The 19277-nt window shown below is 62.7% G+C and carries 16 protein-coding genes; 8 read left to right on the top strand and 8 right to left on the bottom strand.

The annotated features are described in order from the left end of the window. Positions 1-20: 20 nt before the first annotated feature. Positions 21-644 (bottom strand): helix-turn-helix domain-containing protein, encoded by a 624-nt coding sequence (locus P1IM2_RS07345; protein ID WP_186401976.1) that lies wholly within the window; start codon positions 642-644, stop codon positions 21-23. A gap of 194 nt (positions 645-838) precedes the next feature. Then, positions 839-3280: a TonB-dependent siderophore receptor gene (locus tag P1IM2_RS07340; RefSeq protein ID WP_186401975.1), complete on the bottom strand. Its 2442-nt coding sequence runs from the start codon at positions 3278-3280 to the stop codon at positions 839-841. Positions 3281-3475: 195 nt separating this feature from the next. On the opposite strand from P1IM2_RS07340, the gene P1IM2_RS07335 reads away from it, so the two are divergent. The 5 genes from P1IM2_RS07335 (at position 3476) to P1IM2_RS07315 (ending at position 9644) form a co-directional block, all read left to right on the top strand. After that, complete coding sequence (locus tag P1IM2_RS07335; RefSeq protein WP_186401974.1) at positions 3476-4783, top strand: amidohydrolase family protein; 1308 nt, start codon at positions 3476-3478, stop codon at positions 4781-4783. A gap of 34 nt (positions 4784-4817) precedes the next feature. Beyond that, positions 4818-6380, top strand: a complete 1563-nt coding sequence (locus P1IM2_RS07330) for an aldehyde dehydrogenase family protein (RefSeq protein WP_186401973.1) — start codon at positions 4818-4820, stop codon at positions 6378-6380. A 31-nt stretch (positions 6381-6411) separates the two neighbouring features. After that, entirely contained in the window at positions 6412-7404 is a 993-nt protein-coding gene (locus P1IM2_RS07325) for a hypothetical protein (protein ID WP_186401972.1), read from the top strand. 63 nt (positions 7405-7467) lie between these two features. Next, positions 7468-8880, top strand: a complete 1413-nt coding sequence (locus P1IM2_RS07320) for an amino acid permease (protein ID WP_186401971.1) — start codon at positions 7468-7470, stop codon at positions 8878-8880. 308 nt (positions 8881-9188) lie between these two features. After that, positions 9189-9644, top strand: a complete 456-nt coding sequence (locus P1IM2_RS07315) for a hypothetical protein (protein ID WP_186401970.1) — start codon at positions 9189-9191, stop codon at positions 9642-9644. Positions 9645-10100: 456 nt separating this feature from the next. Here the strand turns inward: P1IM2_RS07315 and P1IM2_RS07310 are convergent, their stop codons facing one another. After that, complete coding sequence (locus P1IM2_RS07310) at positions 10101-11531, bottom strand: hypothetical protein (RefSeq protein WP_186401969.1); 1431 nt, start codon at positions 11529-11531, stop codon at positions 10101-10103. A 413-nt stretch (positions 11532-11944) separates the two neighbouring features. On the opposite strand from P1IM2_RS07310, the gene gntA reads away from it, so the two are divergent. Then, complete coding sequence (gene gntA / locus P1IM2_RS07305) at positions 11945-12631, top strand: guanitoxin biosynthesis heme-dependent pre-guanitoxin N-hydroxylase GntA (protein WP_186401968.1); 687 nt, start codon at positions 11945-11947, stop codon at positions 12629-12631. Between the two features lie 156 nt (positions 12632-12787). Here the strand turns inward: gntA and P1IM2_RS07300 are convergent, their stop codons facing one another. Further along, complete coding sequence (locus P1IM2_RS07300; protein ID WP_186401967.1) at positions 12788-13126, bottom strand: hypothetical protein; 339 nt, start codon at positions 13124-13126, stop codon at positions 12788-12790. A gap of 454 nt (positions 13127-13580) precedes the next feature. On the opposite strand from P1IM2_RS07300, the gene P1IM2_RS07295 reads away from it, so the two are divergent. Both P1IM2_RS07295 and P1IM2_RS07290 read left to right on the top strand, forming a co-directional pair. Beyond that, positions 13581-15929 (top strand): glycosyltransferase family 4 protein, encoded by a 2349-nt coding sequence (locus P1IM2_RS07295; protein ID WP_186401966.1) that lies wholly within the window; start codon positions 13581-13583, stop codon positions 15927-15929. After that, the gene (locus P1IM2_RS07290) at positions 15883-17190 is read left to right on the top strand and encodes a glycoside hydrolase family 130 protein (protein WP_186401965.1); all 1308 of its coding nucleotides are present in this window, start codon (positions 15883-15885) and stop codon (positions 17188-17190) included. Before P1IM2_RS07295 ends, P1IM2_RS07290 begins: the two co-directional genes overlap by 47 nt. 14 nt (positions 17191-17204) lie before the next feature. On the opposite strand, the gene P1IM2_RS07285 is transcribed toward P1IM2_RS07290, so the two are convergent. From P1IM2_RS07285 to P1IM2_RS07270, 4 genes are all read right to left on the bottom strand, one after another. Further along, positions 17205-17465 (bottom strand): DUF6894 family protein, encoded by a 261-nt coding sequence (locus tag P1IM2_RS07285; RefSeq protein WP_186401964.1) that lies wholly within the window; start codon positions 17463-17465, stop codon positions 17205-17207. A 121-nt stretch (positions 17466-17586) separates the two neighbouring features. Continuing rightward, positions 17587-18165: a hemerythrin domain-containing protein gene (locus tag P1IM2_RS07280; RefSeq protein ID WP_260833945.1), complete on the bottom strand. Its 579-nt coding sequence runs from the start codon at positions 18163-18165 to the stop codon at positions 17587-17589. Between the two features lie 20 nt (positions 18166-18185). Further along, a complete protein-coding gene (locus P1IM2_RS07275) occupies positions 18186-18941 on the bottom strand; it encodes an SDR family oxidoreductase (protein ID WP_186401963.1) in 756 nt (251 codons plus the stop codon). Beyond that, positions 18938-19267, bottom strand: coding sequence for a hypothetical protein (locus P1IM2_RS07270; RefSeq protein WP_186401962.1), 330 nt, complete (start codon positions 19265-19267; stop codon positions 18938-18940). The genes P1IM2_RS07275 and P1IM2_RS07270 overlap by 4 nt, the downstream gene beginning before the upstream one ends. Between the last annotated feature and the right edge of the window lie 10 nt (positions 19268-19277).

Genomic DNA, 19277 nt, shown 5'->3' with positions numbered 1-19277 from the left:
GGACGGTCGCCGGTCCAGCGCTAGCCGGTGTTGACCCACAGCACGACGGCATCTTCCTCGCTCGTCGAATAGGCGGCGTGCTGCATGCTGCTGTTGATGTAGATGCTGTCACCGACACCGAGGATGGCGGGCTCGTAATGTTCGGTCTGGAAGCAGATTTCGCCCGCGAGCACATAGAGGAACTCCTCACCGCTGTGCTGCGACCAGCTCTTGAAATCTTCAAGGCTGCGTGCCTTGATGGTCGTGACGAAGGGCAGGATCTTCTTGTTCTTGAGCTCGGCGGCAATCAGCCGGTGGCGATAGACTTCGGTTTCCATCAGGCGGCCCGCGCCGTCCATCGTGACGCTGCGGCGCCCGGCAGCGTCATGTCCTCCATTGCTCGCGAACAGCTCGGTGATGTCGATATCGAAACCCGCGGCAAGTTTCTGCACGACGTCGAACGTCGGCGACATCTGATCATTCTCGATCTTCGACAGCGTCGAGGCCGCCAGCCCGGTGAGGCGCCCTGCATCCTCAAGCGTCATGCCCCGTTCCTTGCGCAACTGGCGCAACCGTTCACCCAGATGGAAGCCTTCGGTTCGAGGTCGCTTCGCATTGCGAACGGCACCCAAGACTTCCGGCTCGTCTCCATTTCTGGGCGGCATAACTCTCCAATCCTCAACTTGCTCGAGATCGCGTGGCATCGGCCAATGAAGGACGGCTGGGGGAAGAGGTCCGGCAAATCGGCCGCGCCACCTATAATCCAGAAATTTCCGATAGGCTACGGAATTGGCATATCCACTAGGCCAATTCCGTATGCCTTGGTCAGAAATAGAGTTCCGATCCGGAGCGGGCCCAATCAGAATTTAAACTTGGCGTTTAGATAATAGAAGCCGCCCGCGACCCCGAATACGCTGTGGTTGTCATAGATCAGTCCGGCGCGCGCGCGTGCAGGGCCGCGGTCCGGCGGGAAGATGTTAAACAGGTTGCGAGCGCCGATGCTTAGCTCGACATCCTGAATCCCCGAATAGGTTACTTCGGCGTCGAAAAGCGTGACCGCCTTGCGGGGCAGGAAGCTCGCACCGTCCAGACGGCGCCAGGCGCCATAATGGATCGCACGCGCCATGAACCCAAAATCGCCGACCTTGGTCGTGGCGGAGAAATTGCCGCGCCAGCGCGGCGTGCCGCGTTCGAACTCTGTCACAATCGCGGGGCTGAAACCCGGGGGCGGTGCGCCGCGAAGATGCTGTTCGTTATAGTTTACGGCCAGACTGAAGTCGGTCGAGGCATTGTCCGACCAGCTGTGGCGATAGGTGCTGACAAGGTCGAACCCGCGAACGCGTGTATCCATTTCATTCTGAAAGTAACGAACCTGTTCGATGTCTGCGCCGTTCGGGAAGTTGATCGCCGCGAGCGCGGCGCGCTCGGCTGCCGTCGTGTTGCGCGACGGGGTCAGGAGCAGACGGTCGTCGACGTCGATCTGATAGAAATCGAGGGTCGCGAGGAAGCCGTCAAGGCCGGTGAAGACCATGCCCGCCGACATGTTGAACGAGGTTTCGGGGGTGAGAGGTTTCGATCCGAAAACCTGCGCCGCGGGCGAACCCGGGACAAGGACCGCGTCCAGGATGAAACCGCCGACGCCGTCGAGCTGCGAAGTCAGACTGGTTCCGAACACCTGGCCAGCCGCCGGTGCCCGGAAACCGGTGCTAACCGATCCGCGCAGCGCAAAGGCATCGCTCAGTTCGAAGCGGGTCGCTGCCTTGTAGCTGAAATTGTCGCCGAACTGGTCATAATCCTCGTAACGAGCGGCCGCCGACAGGTTCCACCAAGGTGTGATGTCCGCGTCGACTTCGGCAAAGACCGCATAGCTGTTCGAATCGAAGCTGCCGGCAAATTCGGGAGAGAAGCCTTGGAAGCCGTTCGAGCCGGCGGGCAGATCCTGCAGCGGACCGGTCGTGTAGCTGGCGACGTCTCCTTCGCCGATGACATAGGTTTCCCTGCGGTGGCTCGCGCCGGCAAAGAGCAATATGTCCTTGTTCAGTTCATAAGAAACTTCGGCGTCGAACTGGACTTCGCGCTGGGTCAGTGAGCCCGGCTTGAACGAGGTCGGCGACTTGACGCCCATCGAGGCGTTGATCGTGCCGGTGATCGTATAGTCCACCGTGTTGGTGCCATAGCGAGCAGACAGATCCCAGGTCAGCGGACCGGACTGGTCGCGCAGTCCGACGAGGGCACTGAAATCCTCAAGCTGGCCGCGGAACTCCGGCGTAAAGCCGCCCGGATAAATAAGCGCCAGATTGAATTGCTCGGGGTGCGCCGGCGAAAGATCGAACGCCGAATTCGCATAGGTGCCGTGACCGTTCAGACCCCCGGCTGCAAAAGGCTGGCGAAGGCCGAAAGTCACCGAGCTCTTGCCGGTCATATAGTTGCCGAACGAATAAAGTTCCAGCTCGTCATTGAGCTCGATCCCGGCATTCCATACCGATTTGAACGCCATGTAGTACGGATCGAGATTTCCTTCAGGATGCTCGGGCACTCCTGGAACGCCAAGAGCCCTTAGCGCTTCTGCGCCCGAATGGGTGGCCTTTCGCGCATAAGCCTTGGCCTGATCGGTGTATTGGGCGGCGAGGTTGAAATAGGCATTGTCCCCGACGGGGACCGCGAAATGGCCCTGAATGTCATAGGTGCGGCCGCCGCTCTCATAATATTCGCCGACCTGACCCATGATCGAGCCGCCGCTCCTTGCCTTCTTCAACTCCATGTTGATCACGCCGGCAATCGCGTCCGAACCATATTGGGCGGATGCGCCGTCGCGGAGCACTTCGACGCTCGACAGCGCGATCGGTGGAATGACGTTGAAGTCCTGACCCTGCGACCCCGAAGTCGACGAATGGCCCGTGCCGATCTGGACGATCGACGCGCGGTGCCGGCGCTTGCCGTTCATCAGCAGCAGTACATGGTCGGCCGGCGAGCCGCGCAGCGTGACCGGGCGCACGAACGACGAACCATCATTGCCCTGAAGGCGCTGTGCGTTGAAGGCAGGCACAAGCGTGCGCAGCGCGTCGTTCACGTCGGAATAGCCCGTCGTCGCGATCTGCTCAGACGGAATAACGTCGATGGCCACCGAGCTGTCTGTAACCGAGCGATCCTTGCGGCGCGTACCGATGACGACGATGTCCCCGCCGTCCTCGCGCGCATCAACCGCATTGCCTTCCGGCGGAGCCGACTGAGCATGCGCCATCGGCGTAATTGCGATTGCGAGCGCTGACGACAGCAACAGACGTGACACTGATTTTGACATTCTTCCCTCCTTTTTGACCCATTTCCCCAGCCGGAAACCCGTTGATTTCCGTGTTGCGTTGCTAAGTTCAAAATTTTCCTATCATAAAAAATATTGCTCAACTAGCAAAAACTTCCTATGCGAATGAGGAGGGCCGCAACGGCGGCCTCATGGCGCAAGGTGGCGGGAGAAATTTGCTTGGCAGGGAAGGGGAGATTGTCGGCGCTGATCATGGGCGTGTCACTCTCTGGCTGGGCTGTTGCGGCGCCGGTCGATGGCGAATCGCAGCAGGCGTTGGTCATTCACGCAGGGGCTGTCATCACGATTCCGGGCGAGAGACCGCTCGGGCCGACGACGGTAGTGGTGCGCAACGGGGAGATCGCCGAGATCGTGCCGGGCCATGTCGAGCGGACCGGCGCGAGGGTGGTCGATCTTGAAGGCGCGACTCTGCTGCCCGGTTTGATCGACACGCATGTCCATTTCAGCTTTTCGCCCGAGACGAAACTATGGTCGGCAGCGATCGATACGGCGGAGGATGTCGCCCTGTTTGCATTTTCCAATGCGAAAAAAACGTTGGAGGCGGGTTTTACCACCGTGCGCGATGTCGGGTCGGATGGCTATTCGATCCATGCGCTGCGCGATGCGATCAACGACGGCACTGTCAGCGGTCCGCGAATATTCCTGTCGGGTACCTCGCTGTCGATCGTCGGCGGACATGGCGATATGTCGGGGCTTAACCGCAAGGCGACCGAGGCGCTGTACCCTTATGACTATACCGGCGCCTGCACGGGGGCTGTCGAATGCGCATTGCGCGTACGCGAAGCGGCGAAATATGGTGCCGACCTGATCAAGATCACCTCGACGGGCGGGATCAATTCGCAGCAGGCTCGCGGGCTCGGCCAGCATCTCAGCGACGAGGAATTAACTGCGATCGTCACCACAGCCCACAGCCTCGGCCTGAAGGTCGCAGCGCACGCGCATGGAGGGGAGGGTGTCGCGGCCTCGGTCCGCGCCGGCGTCGATTCGATCGAGCACGGAACATATCTCGACGAGGACACCGCAAAGCTGATGGCCGCGCGCGGAACCTGGCTCGTGCCGACGCTCGGCTTGCTCGATGGACGCACGGCTGCCGATGCCAGCCCGGCGGTGCAAGCGAAGATGGCCGAGGCGCGCCGCGTGGCGGGGCGCAACATTCGCCTCGCGGTCCAGCACAAGATCAAAGTGGCTTTCGGTACCGACGCCGGCGTATCGCCGCACGGCCAGAATGCGCGCCAGTTCCGCCTGATGGTCGAACAGGGGCCGATGACGCCGATGGCGGCGCTGCGCTCGGCAACCCTCGACGCTGCCGCGCTGCTCGGCCAGTCGGATAAACTCGGTACGATAGAGGTCGGCAAATATGCCGACATGATCGCCGTCGCGGGTGATCCCTATCGCGACATCACGCTGCTCGAACATGTCTCGACCGTCATCAAGGACGGCCGCCTCATCGTTCACGCTAGCGCGGACAAGACCGGATTCAAATAATCTGGATATTACAACGCTTTCAACGGAAACATGAATGAACGTCATTGACAAGCCACTCTCATCTTCTTCGGCTTCAGGGACTTTTGCCGGGGAGATTGCAGACCTTTTCCGCAAACTCGGCCTGTCGCTAGCGGCAGACCGGGGATCCGACCTTGCAGTCTATTCGCCGATCGATGGCGCGCCGCTCGCGATGCTGAAAATGCATCGCGCCGACGATATGGATGCGATGGTTGCCAACGCCGGCACCGCCTTCCTTGCATGGCGGCAGGTGCCCGCGCCGCATCGCGGGGAGCTTGTCCGGCGCTATGGCCAGCTCGTGCGCGAGCATAAGGAAGTGCTGTCCCGGCTCCTGACGATCGAAAATGGCAAGATTCTCACCGAAGCGCGGGGCGAAGTGCAGGAGGTGATCGACATCTGCGAATATGCCGTCGGCCTTTCGCGTCAGCTGTTCGGGTTGACGATCGCATCGGAACGCGCCGAACACCGGCTGACCGAATATTGGCATCCGGTCGGACCGCTCGGGCTGATCTCGGCATTCAACTTCCCTGCTGCGGTCTGGGCATGGGGCACGACCGTCGCGCTCGTCTGCGGCAACAGCGCCATCTGGAAGCCGTCGGAAAAGACGCCGCTGACCGCGCTCGCGTTTGCGAAACTGCTCCAACGGGTCGCGGCTGACTATGAATTCGCGCCCGATCATCTGGTTCAGATCGCGATCGGCGACGCCGAATGTGGTGGGATCATTGCTGACCACCCGGGCGTCTCGATCGTCAGTGCCACGGGCAGCGTGCGCATGGGGCAGGATGTTGGCGTGCGCGTGCAGCGCCGCTTCGGGCGTTCGGTGCTCGAACTTGGTGGTAACAACGCGGCGATCGTCGCCCCGAGCGCCGATATCGGGCTGGCGCTGCGCGGAACGATCTTCGCGGCGACGGGCACATGCGGCCAGCGCTGCACGACGCTCCGCCGCCTGATCGTCCACGACAGCATTCACGCCGATTTCGTGAAGCGTCTGGTAGCGGCGGTCGGCAGCCTCGAGATCGGCAGCCCCCTCGAAGATGCGACGCATGTCGGTCCGCTGATCGACAAGGCGGCGTTCGACGCGATGCAACGCGCGCTCGACCGCGCGCGCAGCGAGGGCGGCACCGTCCACGGCGGCGAACGGATCGAGGTCTCGGGTTTTCCCGGCGCTTACTACGTCCGGCCCGCGGTTGTCGAAATGCCCGCACAAAGCGAGATCGTTTGCGAAGAAACCTTTGCGCCGATCCTTTATGTTCTTTCCTATGCCGACATCGACGAGGCGATCGCGCTCCAGAACGGCGTGTCGCAGGGGCTGTCGTCGTGCATATTCACCAGTGACGTGCGCGAGGCCGAGCGTTTCCAGTCGGCGACGGGCAGCGACTGCGGCATCGTCAACGTCAACATCGGGACGAGCGGTGCCGAAATTGGAGGCGCGTTTGGTGGTGAGAAGGTGACGGGCGGCGGCCGTGTGTCGGGTTCCGACAGCTGGAAGAATTATATGCGCCGCGTTACCGCGACGGTGAATTACTCGACATCGCTCCCCCTGGCGCAGGGCGTGAAGTTCGACCTCGATATCGATTGAAGACACGAATTTTGTTCGGAGAGGATTTATCATGAACCGCAGGTATTTGAAATTGCTGGTGTCGGCCGGCCTGTTGATGGTCGCCGTTCCGGGAACGGCCGCTGCGCAGGAGGGCAGCTATCAGGGCATGTCGCTGCTCGGCGAACGAATGGTCACAGCCCCCGCGCGCAACGCCAATGTCGCATCGGTCGAGACACTCGAACGCGCCGCGCGCGATGCAAAAGCGGCGTTCGAGGCCAATATGACCGTCGACAGCGCGACTTGGTACGGCCGCATCCTCTTCTATCAGGGCTATACGAGGGAGTCGGCGGCGATATATGATCAGGCGCTGAAGCGCTTCCCCAATTCGGGCAAGCTGCTGCGCCACCGCGCGCATCGCGCGTTCTCGCTGCGCGAGTTCGACAAGTCGATCGAACTGGGGCTGAAGGCGGCAAAGCTTTATGAAAACCAGCCGCTCGAGCGTGAAAAGCCGGGGCCGGACTATTTCCCCGGCGACCCCGATGTCGTCCAATATTATCTCTATTATCATCTCGGGCAGGCCTATTTCGGAAAGCATGATTTCGAGAATGCGGCGAAATGGTTCGCCAGATCGGCCGAAGCCGCGGCCTTCACGCACGATATCGAAGCGCGCACCGCCAACACATATTGGGAATATCTGTCGCTCGCGCGCGCCGGCAAGCTCCGCGAGGCGCAGAAGCTCCTCGACGATTATGATCTGACCTTGTTCGAAGTGCATCCGAAGGGCGGGTCGGACACTTATTTCGACGGCATCCAGCTCTTCAAGGGCAACCGCGCCGCCGACAGCTTCTTCAGCGACAAGGATGGCGGCCGCGCCTTCGCGACCGCCGACGGGGTGGCAGCATCGACCGCCTACAGCCTGGCAAATTATTATATCCTGAGCGGCGAGCCCGAAAAGGCGAAGCCTTGGCTCAAGCGATCGATCGCAGTCGATAGCTGGAGCTTCTTCGCGCGCATTCAGGCCGAGGCCGACTGGCTGCTGCTGTTCCCTAACGAAAAGCCCTGAGCGCGAAGCACGGGGATAAGCGGCGGACCCGGATGATCGGGCCGGATATCTGGGAGATCGATCTTGCATAACTGGACCCGCCGCAAACCCCTCGTGCCGTCCGGCGAGCGCAGCGCCGATGCGCTGCCTCCCAGCCTGTCCTGGCCGCAATTGATGGCGATGGGTGTCGGCGCGATCATCGGCACCGGTATCCTCACGCTGATCGGCGTCGGCGTCGATCGCGCGGGGCCGGCGGTGCTGATCTCTTTCGTAATCGCCGGTGCGGTCTGCGCCTGCGCCGCGCTCGCCTATGCCGAACTGTCGGCGATGATGCCCGCGGCTGGTAGCGCCTACAGTTACTCCTACGCCGGGCTGGGCGAGGTGTTCGCATGGGTTGTCGGCTGGAGCCTGATCCTCGAGTATTCGCTCGTCGTCTCGACCGTGGCGGTCGGTTGGTCGGGCTATGCCTCTCCGCTGCTGGTGGGAGTCGGCTTTCCCGCGGCACTGACGCGCGGTCCCGAGCTTGGCGGACTCGTCAATCTTCCCGCAGTCGCCATCATCGCGGTCGTCACCGGCCTGCTCCTGCTCGGCACGCGCGAAAGCGCACGCATCAACGCGATCCTCGTAGTTGTGAAGATCGTCACCCTGCTGCTCTTCGTCGGCTATACCTTGCCCTATTTCGACGTCGCGAACCTCTCTCCCTTCATGCCTTATGGCTATGCCGCGCATATCGATGACGAGGGCGTGCAGCGCGGGGTGATGGCGGCGGCCGCGATCATCTTTTTCGCCTTTTACGGCTTCGATGCGATTTCGACCGCGGCCGAAGAAACGAAGCGCCCGGCGCGCGACCTGCCGATAGCGATCGTCGGCTCGATGGTCGTCTGTACGTTAATCTACATGCTTGTCGCCGCGTCGGCGGTCGGAGCCGTGCCCTTCCTACGTTTTGCAGATAGTCCCGAACCGCTGGCCCTGATCCTGCGCTCGATTGGGCAGGGTGGTATTGCCAAGGTCGTCGCGACGACTGCGGTTGTCGCGCTGCCGACCGTGCTGCTCGCTTTCCTCTACGGGCAAAGCCGCATCTTCCTCGCGATGGCGCGCGACGGCTTCTTGCCGCAGCGCCTCGCTCATATCTCGCGGCGTGGCACGCCGACGCGGATCACCCTGCTGACGGCCGTAATCGTGGCGATTCTTGCGGGCATGCTCCCGATCGGAAAGGTCGCGGCGCTTGCCAATGCGGGAACCCTCATCGCATTTATGGCTGTGGGAACATGCCTGATTTCGCTGCGTCTCCGCGCGCCAGACATGCCGCGGCCTTTCCGCGTCCGCGCCGCTTGGCTCATAGGCCTCGCGACTATTGGCGGCTGCCTCTATCTCTTCTCCAGTTTGCCGATCGAGACGCTGCTATGGTGTCTGGTGTGGAATCTGATCGGACTAGGCCTCTATGCGATTTTCGGACAACATCGAAGCATGCTGGGCGGAGCGCAACCCGAGGGTTAAGTACCGCCCGCGCAAAAACTGGACCTTGTTAGACATCGACGAGCCGCAGCTCAGCTGAAGCCCCAAGAAGGAATAATGCTCGGGTGAAGCGCCAGCTAACGTCGGCTATGTCGGATTTCCCCCCCGGAAGCGGCCAGTCCGTAACCAGCCAGAGTTGGCGCTTTCGGCGCCTCGCGGGGCGACCCCTCCGATGGCCAGAATGGGGTGGCGAACTGGCAGGCAGCTAATGTCGGAGCGAGATGGCAAGCGACCGTTAAGGGAAGTCCACGTATCGTAAATTCCAAAGGGCAACAATGTCAGGGAGAACGATGATGCGATACGCTCGGCTCGCTGCCACTGTCTGTTGTGCCCTCGCGTTGGCCAGCGTGCCAGCTCAGGCTTGCCGCGTTCGCCTGTCTGCCGAAGAGACTTTGCGCGGAGCTTATGAGAGAGAAATTTTCTCGTCGGTCGCCGTTGTCACGATTGCCGAGGCGAAATACACGCAGCCACCTTTTTCGGATGCTCATCCATGGTCGGCGACCGCAAATGTCGATTTCCTGTTGCTTGGCTCGTTTGAACCGCAGACGGTGACATTCGAGCGAGGTTGGGGAAGTGCGGCATGCGATGATGGGCAGCCGCTTGCCAAAGCTGGCGAGAAATGGATCGTGTATTTCTGGAAGGACCGGGAGCGCGGCCAGCTTGTTTGGGCGAGCTATCCTTTGGAGGTCGCGTCTGCGGCCGACCCGATGGTGGAACGCTCCTTGAAACTCCATAATCGCAGGTAACCGCTCTGCTTGGCTAGAGATTCAATGTTCGTTTCTATTTGTGGATAGCGCCCCTCGCGCATCGAACGGCGATAATCGGTCGCGAACTGTCATCCCCGCCCCGTCGGTTTCGAACGTCCACTTCTTCAAGCTCGCCGCCTGAAAGCTTCCAGGCCGTTACCGGCCAGTCTCGCTCAAGCGCGGTTGTTCACGGGAGGGGGGATTTAACTTCGCGCTGCCGCGACCATAGAAATTCCGGCCCTTGCGTGACGAAGGAGTGGTGGAGAGTAACGCAAGCCGTGATTGATTTTCGATATGCGCGTGCAGTTTGGAGAAACTTGAGCCGTCCAGACCGATCCTGAGGGCGCACACGCTTCGCAGAGCGCGTACGTCCAGGAAGCTATCGCGAACGATGCTGTTCCCGGGGTATAAGGATCCGTTCCTTTGCGTGGGTGCGCGAAGCTCGGGCGCCAGATGTCATGCAGGGCAGGCATTCCCTTTAAGATTGTCGGCCCTTTCCTTCGGCGCGTTGGGAAGGAATGCACTGCAGCCGCACGCGAAGCCGTAGGTCGCGAACGTCGCTTCACAGCGCTTTTTCTGTCCGTCGATGGCATCCTGCCGCATCTTCTCCTCGTTCGCGCGAGCAATACGTTCCTTTTCGGAACGTTCGGCCGCCTGCTTTTGCGCAATCGCCTTGCGTTGCGCGGCCATCTGGCGCTCCAATTCAAGACGCCGGCCGTCCTCCCTGGCCACCTTGGCGCGCAACGACGCGATCTCGGCTTCGACGCGGGTATCGAGGTCGACCGAACGCCCGCTGTCCCAGGCGCGGCATTGACGGGTTCTCTGTTGATCCTGGAGATCCCAAAGCCGCTTCTGTGCCTCGGTCGGGCGCGGTGCGTTCGAATCGCGAATCTCCAGACAGCCGTGCAGATAGCAGCGGCATTCCTTCTCCATTCGCGCGTCGCGCTGGCGCACACGCTGCGGCGCAAGGCGGATGTCCTCCTGCAGTGCCTCCGAAACTTTGCGCGACTTGGCAAGTTCAGCGGTCGTGGGTGCAATGGCGCGGTCGATGTCGACCTCTTCCTGCTTCCGGACCCGCTCGCGCGCCGTATCGGCCGCACTTGGAAGAGGAGCCGGTTTGCCCTTCGTCCGCAGGCAGGATTCCGGCCGGCCGCCCGGCGCTGAGCACACGCCGATCCCATTGGCTCTGTTGCCTTTGAACTCGCCGGCGAAAACGCTTCCGTCGGGGGCGATCAGTCTCCCGGTGCCGACCAGGCCGAACTTCCCCTTCGTGCCATATTTACCCAGCTCACCGATGTAACGTGATCCATCCGGATAATCGATCTGGCCGCTGATCGGCTCCTTGCCCTTCAAACGCCCCGTGAACGTCATTCCGTCAGGGTAGACGATCCGGCCGCGGACTTCACGGTTCTGGGCGATCCGATAATCTTCGGCGCCCAGGCTGGGCTCGAGAATCCATGGGGCAGGGCCCGTATATTTGCCCCCCAGCAGATTGATGGAGGGAGACGTCTCGTCCAACGTAATCGACCCGGCCTGGCGGCGCTTTGCGATGAGGGCCCGACCCTGTGCGATCCCCGGCTGCTCCCAATGATCATATTCGCCGCCGAGCGCCTTGCCGAAATAGATGTACTGCTCGCCCTCGCCGACCTGAAACAGGAAGGGGTGCCGATCCTGGCCTCGACAGCCGAAGCCTGCCATCGGAACGGAACCCGGCCAGACCTCTGCCGTCAAATAGGCCTTCTTCCTTATCGGAACAGGGGAAGCCGATCCTATCTGGATCCTGTCGCACTCGTCCGGATACTTGTCGAAAATGATGTGTAACGTCGATGGGCCGACCGGCGCGCCGGCGGGTGCGGGCGCCGCCAATCCCCCAATCCCCAGCGCCATCGAAGCCAGCAATATTAGGTATTTGATAGTTCGATGCATTTTGCGCCCCCGCTCCTGGAGCGGTCGATAAAGTCTGCCCTGGGCGAATCAACCCAATATAGTTTTGCGCATTGCGCCTCACGACGAGCGACACTCGACCAGTTCGATGCCGCAATTGTCGGCGTCCGTATAATCGCAGCGGCACCGATGACGCCGAGCGACCCCAGCATATCGGCCCATACCTTGAGATATGCGCCTTTCAAACAGCCAGAGGTTCTTGCTCAGGCCCATATCGCGGTGCTGCATTTGCTGATGACGACCCGACCCGTTGCGTGACGAGAGCCGCAGGAGCAAACGGTAAGCCTCTCCCCGGAAATCGATCCAACCCAAGTTAATCGACTGCAACCGCGACAGCATGTGTTTGTTTCAGCGGCATGCTTCCGCCAACCGACGACAGTTCCCATCCGCTCGCGCAACGCTTCCAGGCGTTCATTCGCGCCGCGGACTTCCCGTGCGTCGGCGCGAAGTCCGCGCTGGCGCGCGAACAGATGCGCTTCGTCGTCGGCCGCGACATGCGCTCGGCCTGGGACGATCTGCGCATCTATCCCAATCTCCTCGATCTTGCCTGGAGCTACGCCCGCGAACCGAGCCTGTTCCACTCACTCGTCGTGATCTTCGAGGAGGATGGCGGACTCGACGAGGCAGGGTTCGAAACCTCGCTCTGGCACCGGCTTGAATCGCTGAGCCGGAAGGATCATTGGGCCGGGCAGCCACCCGATCCGCGCGTGAACCTCAGTCCCGATGATCCACATTTCTCTTTGAGCTTTGGCGGCGAGGCCTTTTTCGTCGTTGGCCTTCATCCACGCGCGAGCCGCCCCGCGCGACGGTTCGAGCGCCCGGCGCTGGTATTCAATCTCCATGACCAGTTCGAGAAGCTGCGCGATGCAAACATCTACGAGACGATGCGAAGCAAGATCATCGCGCGCGACGTTGCGCTCGCCGGCAGCGTGAACCCGATGCTCGCGCGTCACGGCGATGTGTCGGAGGCCCGGCAATATTCAGGGCGGGCCGTCGGACCCGATTGGCGTTGTCCTTTCTCGGGGCGCAGCGCGGCACGCTGAGCCTTCGGCACAGCCCATGTTGCGGGGCGGCGCGCGGCCAGGTCGAAGCAGTCGCCTCTCCCCGATGCGTGCAGAGTCGCGCCGTGGAGCGAAAATATGTCGCCGGTTTGGCGTCCGCCGCATTGCTATGGCTCGCCCGTGATGCGTCGGCGATCTTCACGCCGCCGCTGCCGATAGCCCGCGCGATACAACCTTCGACGCGAAGCGCCGTGTCTTCGTCGATCCCGATTCCGAGACGATCGGGACGATGGGCGACTGTGGCGGACAGCCGCCCGATACGACCGCACTCGGCGAAATGCTGGTCGATGATGCTGGCGGGACCAGCCCGAGCCCCGGCACGGGTTCGGTGCCGCCGAGACGCGGCGTTTCGTCGCCGCCAGCTTCGCCATAGCTGCAGCGATGGTGGGCGAGGCCGGGAAGCAGCGATCTGAGAGCCGGGCAAGTAATCGCTCGAAAGCGGTCCAGCATTCCGAGATCGACGCGGATTCGGTTCATCGGACGCCGGCCGTAGAGGTTGCGAGCCGAATATACCGAGGGTTCAACAACGCACAGCGGAGCGGAGGTCAATGCGCTGGCCGTGGCCGTCGCAGCGATAACACTGCCGTGACAGCGGTCGCGGACCCGGCGGTGGGAAGGGAGATGGCGGGCGGGAAGGGGAGAAGAGGGCGCGGCGCATGTTTGTCATTCGCTGGTGTCCTGCTGTTCCCAGCGCGAGCGCCTGACGCACGGTGGCCGGAATTAACCTGGATCATGGCGATTGTTGCCGGCGGGTCGGCAACTGCGCGCGGAGGGGAGCGTTGGGCGTTCAGGCAACACGCTTCTCCTGCCACATCGGGCGCGCCCTTCGGGGTTGGCCTTTCCCCGGAACGACGCCCTTCGCGGGGGGTAAAGGCAAGGGTGATGCGCGCGCCTGATCTTCATTCGGGGGGACCGGACAGAAGGCACGACGATGAAATTCGACAGCGAGACCAGCTTCCTTACCGCGTTTGACAGTGAAGATAGCGGCCATGCGGGTCCCGTCGCGGGCATTGCCGCGCGAGCCCGCCGCCTCGCCCTTATCGGCTGCTTCCGCCCGCGCCAATGCGGGATCGCAACCTTCACCGCCGACATTTACGATCATCTCAAAGCCGCGCGCCCTGATATCGCGATAGACGTCTATGCAATGGCGGCGCGAGCGGGCGATGCGAGCGATGCTGCGGCCGTTGCCGGCGTCGGGGAAGACGATGCTGACGGCTATCGCGCCGCCGCCGAGGCGATCAATGCGAGCGGGGCCGACGCGGTCTGGCTCCAACATGAGTTCGGCATCTTCGGCGGACCGGCAGGCGATCTCGTCTTGGGGCTCGTCGACCGGTTGGCTGCGCCGCTGATCGTAACGTTCCACACCATCCTCGCCGAGCCCGGCGCCGACCAGCGGCGCGTGATGGAGCATCTCGTCGCGAAGGCGGCGAAACTTGTGGTGATGAGCGCGTTCGGCCGCGAGACGCTGATCCGCGTCTATGGTGCGAAGGCCGATCGCATCGAGCTCATCGAGCATGGCACCCCCGACCGCGTCTTCACCGAATGTTCGCCGCTCCGTGAGCAGCTGGGTCTCGCGGGCCGTCCGGTCGTCTCGACCTTCGGGCTCTTGGGTCCTGGCAAGGGGCTCGAAGCCGCGATCCGCGCGCTGCCGGCAATTGTCGCGCAATATCCGGACATGCTCTATCGGATCGTCGGCGCGACCCATCCCAATCTGGTTGCCGCCGAGGGCGAGGTCTATCGGCAAAGCCTCGCAGACCTCGCCGAGGATCTCGGCGTCGCGGACAATATCGCATGGGAGAATCGCTTCCTCGACCTGCCCGAACTTCTCGAGCAGATCGAGCTATGCGACATTTATCTCGCGCCCTATCCCAATCTCGCGCAGATCACATCGGGCACGCTGGCCTATGCCGTGGCGCTTGGCCGCGCGGTCGTCTCTACGCCCTTCGTTCATGCCCGCGAGCTGCTCGCAGACGATATCGGCATCCTGCTCGGTGGCACCGACAGCGACGCCATCGCCGAGGCGGTGCTGTTGCTGCTCGCGCATCCCGGCGAGCGGCGCTCCATGCAGGAGCGCGCCTATGCGCGGGGCCGGCTGACTGCCTGGCCGGCCATCGCGGAGCGTTTCGCGACGCTCATCGAAAATGTGGCGGCCGCGCCCGCGCGGCGCGAGCCGAGGCGGATGTTCCCCTCTTTCGCCGCGATCCGCGCGCTGTCGGACGATGTCGGCATCTTACAGCATGGAACAGGAATCATCCCCGACCGGAACCACGGCTATTGCATCGATGACAATGCGCGCGCGCTGATGCTCGTCAACGCCAGCCCGTCGCTCGGCGAGGAGGAATATGGACTGCTCTTCGCGCGCTACGCCGCTTTCCTTCATCATGGCTGGAACCCCGATCGCGGACGTTTCCGCAATTTCATGGGCTATGACCGGCGCTGGCTCGAGGAAGAAGGCTCCGAAGATAGCAATGGCCGTACCCTCTGGGCGCTTGGCCATGGCGCGGAGCACGCGCGCTCGCAGGGGCTCAGGAAGTGGTGCGCAGAATTATTCACGCGCGCCGCGCCGCTCGCGGCCGACCTCAAGAGCCCGCGGGCGATTGCGTTCGCGCTGCTGGGAGCCGACGAACTTCTGGCGCGCGAACCGGATCATAGCGAGGCGCGCGCGATCGTCGAGCGCGGCGGCGCCTTTCTGCATGCGCTGTGGAAAAGCGCGCGGCGGAGCGGCTGGGATTGGTTCGAGCCCGTGCTAGCTTATGACAACGCCCGGCTCGCCGAGGGGCTCCTGCGCGCGGGCCGGCGGCTTGGCTCGGTCCCGCTCGAGGAAGCCGGCATCGCGGCGCTCGACTGGCTGTGCGACATTCAGACGAGCAGCGATGGGCATTTTCGCCCGATGGGCTGCGAGGGCTTCGGCGTCGAGCACGAGCTTTTTCCCTTCGACCAGCAGCCGCTCGAAGCCTGGGCGACGGTCGATGCCGCCGCCACGGCTTTCCGGCTGACCGGCAAGCTGCGCTGGCACGACCGCGCCGAGCGGGCCTATGGCTGGTTCCTCGGCGCGAACGACCGGGGCGCTGTGATAGCGAGCTCGGCAACGGGACGCTGCTGCGACGGGCTGACCCGTCACGGGGTTAACTCGAATGTCGGCGCCGAATCCGCGCTGGCTTTTCACCTTGCACACCGCGCCATGGCCGATACATTCTGGAAGCGGGGGACAACGAAGGATACCAGCGCCAGCGATGTTGATCTGCAATCCCGACCACACGCCGCTGCACATTCTTCATGAGAAGCTCGCCGCCGACCCTGCGCGGGTCGTGCTCAGGCCTTTCCACCTCGCCTGGCAATCGAATGTCTCCGAGCCCTCGCGCGCGGCGCAGCTCGTCGGTGATATCCTGGCGATGGACGAGGCGGAGGCCGAGGCCCACCTCGGGCTTGTCTGGAAGGATTTTTCCGAACGCCACTGGCAGATCGGGCGCATCTTCGACCAGCGTTTCGCCGAGGTGGCCGAGGATCTCGCACTGGATCCCGCCGGCGTTTCGCCGGTAAAGCGCCGGCTGATCGGCGCCTATTTCTGCCATGAATATAGCTATGCCGCCGCCGCGCTCATGAACCCGAGCGTCGTCCCGCACCCCGACCAGAGCGGCCTTGCGCCTGATCAGCAGCGCTTCATCATGTCGATGCGCGCGGTCGGCGAGGGTCATATAAGTTCGGTTGCCTTCCGCGAGGGGATCATCGGTGAGAACGGGGACTTCATGCTCTGGCCGCAGTCGGGCCCCGCCATGGCCGCGGTCGCCGACGACCGGCACCAATTGGGGGCGGCCGACCGAGTCACCGTTCACCGCCAACCCGATAGCGCGATCTCGAACAGCGTCCTGTTCCCGATGACGGAGGCGCAGCGCGGCGGCATCGAGGATCTGCGGCTCGCACCCTTCGTCCATGACGACGGCCGGAGAGAATATATCGGTACCTATACCGCCTATTCGGGGCAGGCGATCGGTTCGGAACTGCTGCGCACTACCGATTTCTCGCGCTTTTCGCTCGAACCGCTTCGGGGGCGCGCCGCGCGCCACAAGGGCATGGCGCTGTTTCCGCGCAAGGTCGACGGCCGCTATCTCATGATCGCCCGGCAGGACGGGAAGAATGTCACGATCATCGCCTCCGATAGCCTGACCGACTGGGATGACGAGGGTCAGATCCTCATGCGGCCGACCTTTGCCTGGGAGCTCGTGCAGATGGGCAATTGCGGCAGCCCGATCGAATGCGACGAGGGCTGGATCCTCCTCACCCACGGCGTCGGCGCGATGCGAAAATATAGCTTGGGCGCAGCGCTTCTCGATCGCGACGATCCGACGAAGCTTCTGGCGCGCACCGAATGCCCGATCCTCTCGGCCGCCGAGAGTGACCGCGAAGGCTATGTGCCCAACGTCGTCTACACCTGCGGCGCGATGCGCATTGGCGGCGACCTGTTCATACCCTACGGTATTTCGGACAGCGCGATCGGTTTTGCCACGACGCCGATCGAGCGGCTCCTCGCAAGCATGAGCTAGGAGGCGAGGCGAGCCTATTTGGGAGGTGCGGGACGCTCGATCTTCCGCCGAGCGTCGACCGACGCGATCAGGACCGCGCAGCAAAGGCAGCCGTCCTCGTCGGTCACTTCTATCCGGAGCGTGTCCACATCGTTGATGAGTTCGGGATTATCGCCAAGCAGATGGCCCGCATAGCGGGCCGCCTCGACCCGTGCCGCGGCCGTATCCGATAACTCGACGCCTTCATCGTCGAGCTCGCGCTGGCCGCTGCTGCTGTGGAAATAATAACGGGGCATCCAACTTCTCCCACCTTCGGCAACTCACAAGTCTGCCTCGGGTTTCGTTACGGCCCTCGCACCTTCGTCACTGCACCACGACACATGGCGGTCCGGCGAGCCTCATGCCCGCCTATGGCGCTCAGGCAGCGGCAAATCCAGCCTTGTTCATCACCGCGGTAACATGTTTATTGCCCTCGTCGCCCAGCGCCGCCTTGAGGCGAGGGAACAGACGCTGCTCCTCTTCCTCGACATGCGCTTCGATCTCGGCGCGAAATTCGCGGACTTTCGCTATCCAGGCGGGATCGGCGGCATCCATTTCCGAAAGGTCGAACAGATATTGCTTCACATAGCCATGATCGTGGACAAGCTTGTCGGCTTCCACGATCTGGCCATGGTCGCGCATCGCCGGATAGACGACATTCTCTTCTTCGAACGCATGTTTCGCGAGCGCATGCTGGAGCTGAACCAGGAGCGCCTTGCGCTTTCGCGCATCGCTCTCGTCAGTGGATTCGAGCGCATCGAAGAGCTTCATCGTCAGTCGGTGTTCGGCCTTCAGGCCCTCGTCCCATTGGCCCTTGAGCATCGTCAAACTCTGCACTGCGGCCTTTCGGCCGAGGTTCGCGACGAGGCCGACGGCGAAACCCGCCGCTGCCGCACCCAGTAGGGCCGCGGTGTTGTCGAGTGGGCCTCGCATGGTCTTGAATATGTTGGGGGTCATGGGAAGGCTCCTTCGGGATGTCAGGGATGGTCGAGCCGGGTCTCGACGCGGATCAGCGAGACCGCGGCGCGCCGCGGCTGGACGAGCATGAAATGGGCGGAGACAGCTATGTCCTCGGCTCGTAGCATCTGATGCTTGCCGATCAGCTCTTTCTGCTTTTCGGGAGGAAATTCGGGATATTGGAAGTCGGCGCCGGTGAATCCCGGCTCGATAAGCCCGACCTTGATATCCTGCTCGGCGAGTTCCTTGCGAAACGCCTGAACGAAGCCCTGTATGCCGCTTTTAGCCGCGACATAGATCGAACTGCCGGGGCCGCGCGAAACCGCCGTCATCGATCCGATCAGGATGATGTCGCTACCCGCCGACATGCAGCGCGCCGCTTTCTGCGCACAGACAAGATAGGCGGTGAAGTCGGTCTCGAGCTGATACCGCGCTTCGCTCTCGCTCGCATCGGCTAGCCCTGCCGCCGGCACCGCGGCGTTGATCACCGCGATGTCGATATCGTCCAGATAGTCTCTAGCGCTTTCGAAGAACCGGTCGACGTCCTCGGCCACCGATAGATCGACATTGATGCCGTCGCCATCGCCCACTTCGCGGATGCGTTGCAGCGCATCGTGCAGATGTTCAGGCGTACGGCCGCAGATAAAGACCTTCACGCCGTAGCTTGCGAGAAGAACGGCGATAGCGCGGCCGATCCCAGTCGTACCTCCAGTGACGACCGCGCGCCGGCCCTTGATCTCAGGGGCTACGGTATGCGCGTCTGCTTCATCGATCATGGCAGATCCTCGGGAAGCGATGTGAAGGTCGGGGCATAGATCGGTCGCCCCGCCGAAGCGGCGATGACCCAGAAGGGATGATCCTCGTCGGCCTTCACCACGCTGCAGAGCGGCCTGCCGTCGACGAACAAGCGCGCATGGCGGCCCGCCGCTTCGCCTGCGGCGATTTCGAGCGCTGCCGCCGGGGTCGCGGCCTCGAAGAAGAGGCGCTTCTCCAGACCGATACCGTCATCGTCATAGTGCAGCACGAGTGTCGACTTTTGCAGAGGCGCCGGATCGGCGCCAGGTGCCCGTGCCGCAGACTCGTCCGAAAGAGGGGTGCTCATTGTCACTGCC

Source organism: Sphingopyxis sp. P1IMeth2 (genome assembly GCF_900185685.1).
GTDB lineage: Bacteria > Pseudomonadota > Alphaproteobacteria > Sphingomonadales > Sphingomonadaceae > Sphingopyxis > Sphingopyxis terrae_A.
Note: the sequence above shows the minus strand (reverse complement) of the source record. Positions and strands in the feature narration are given on the sequence as shown.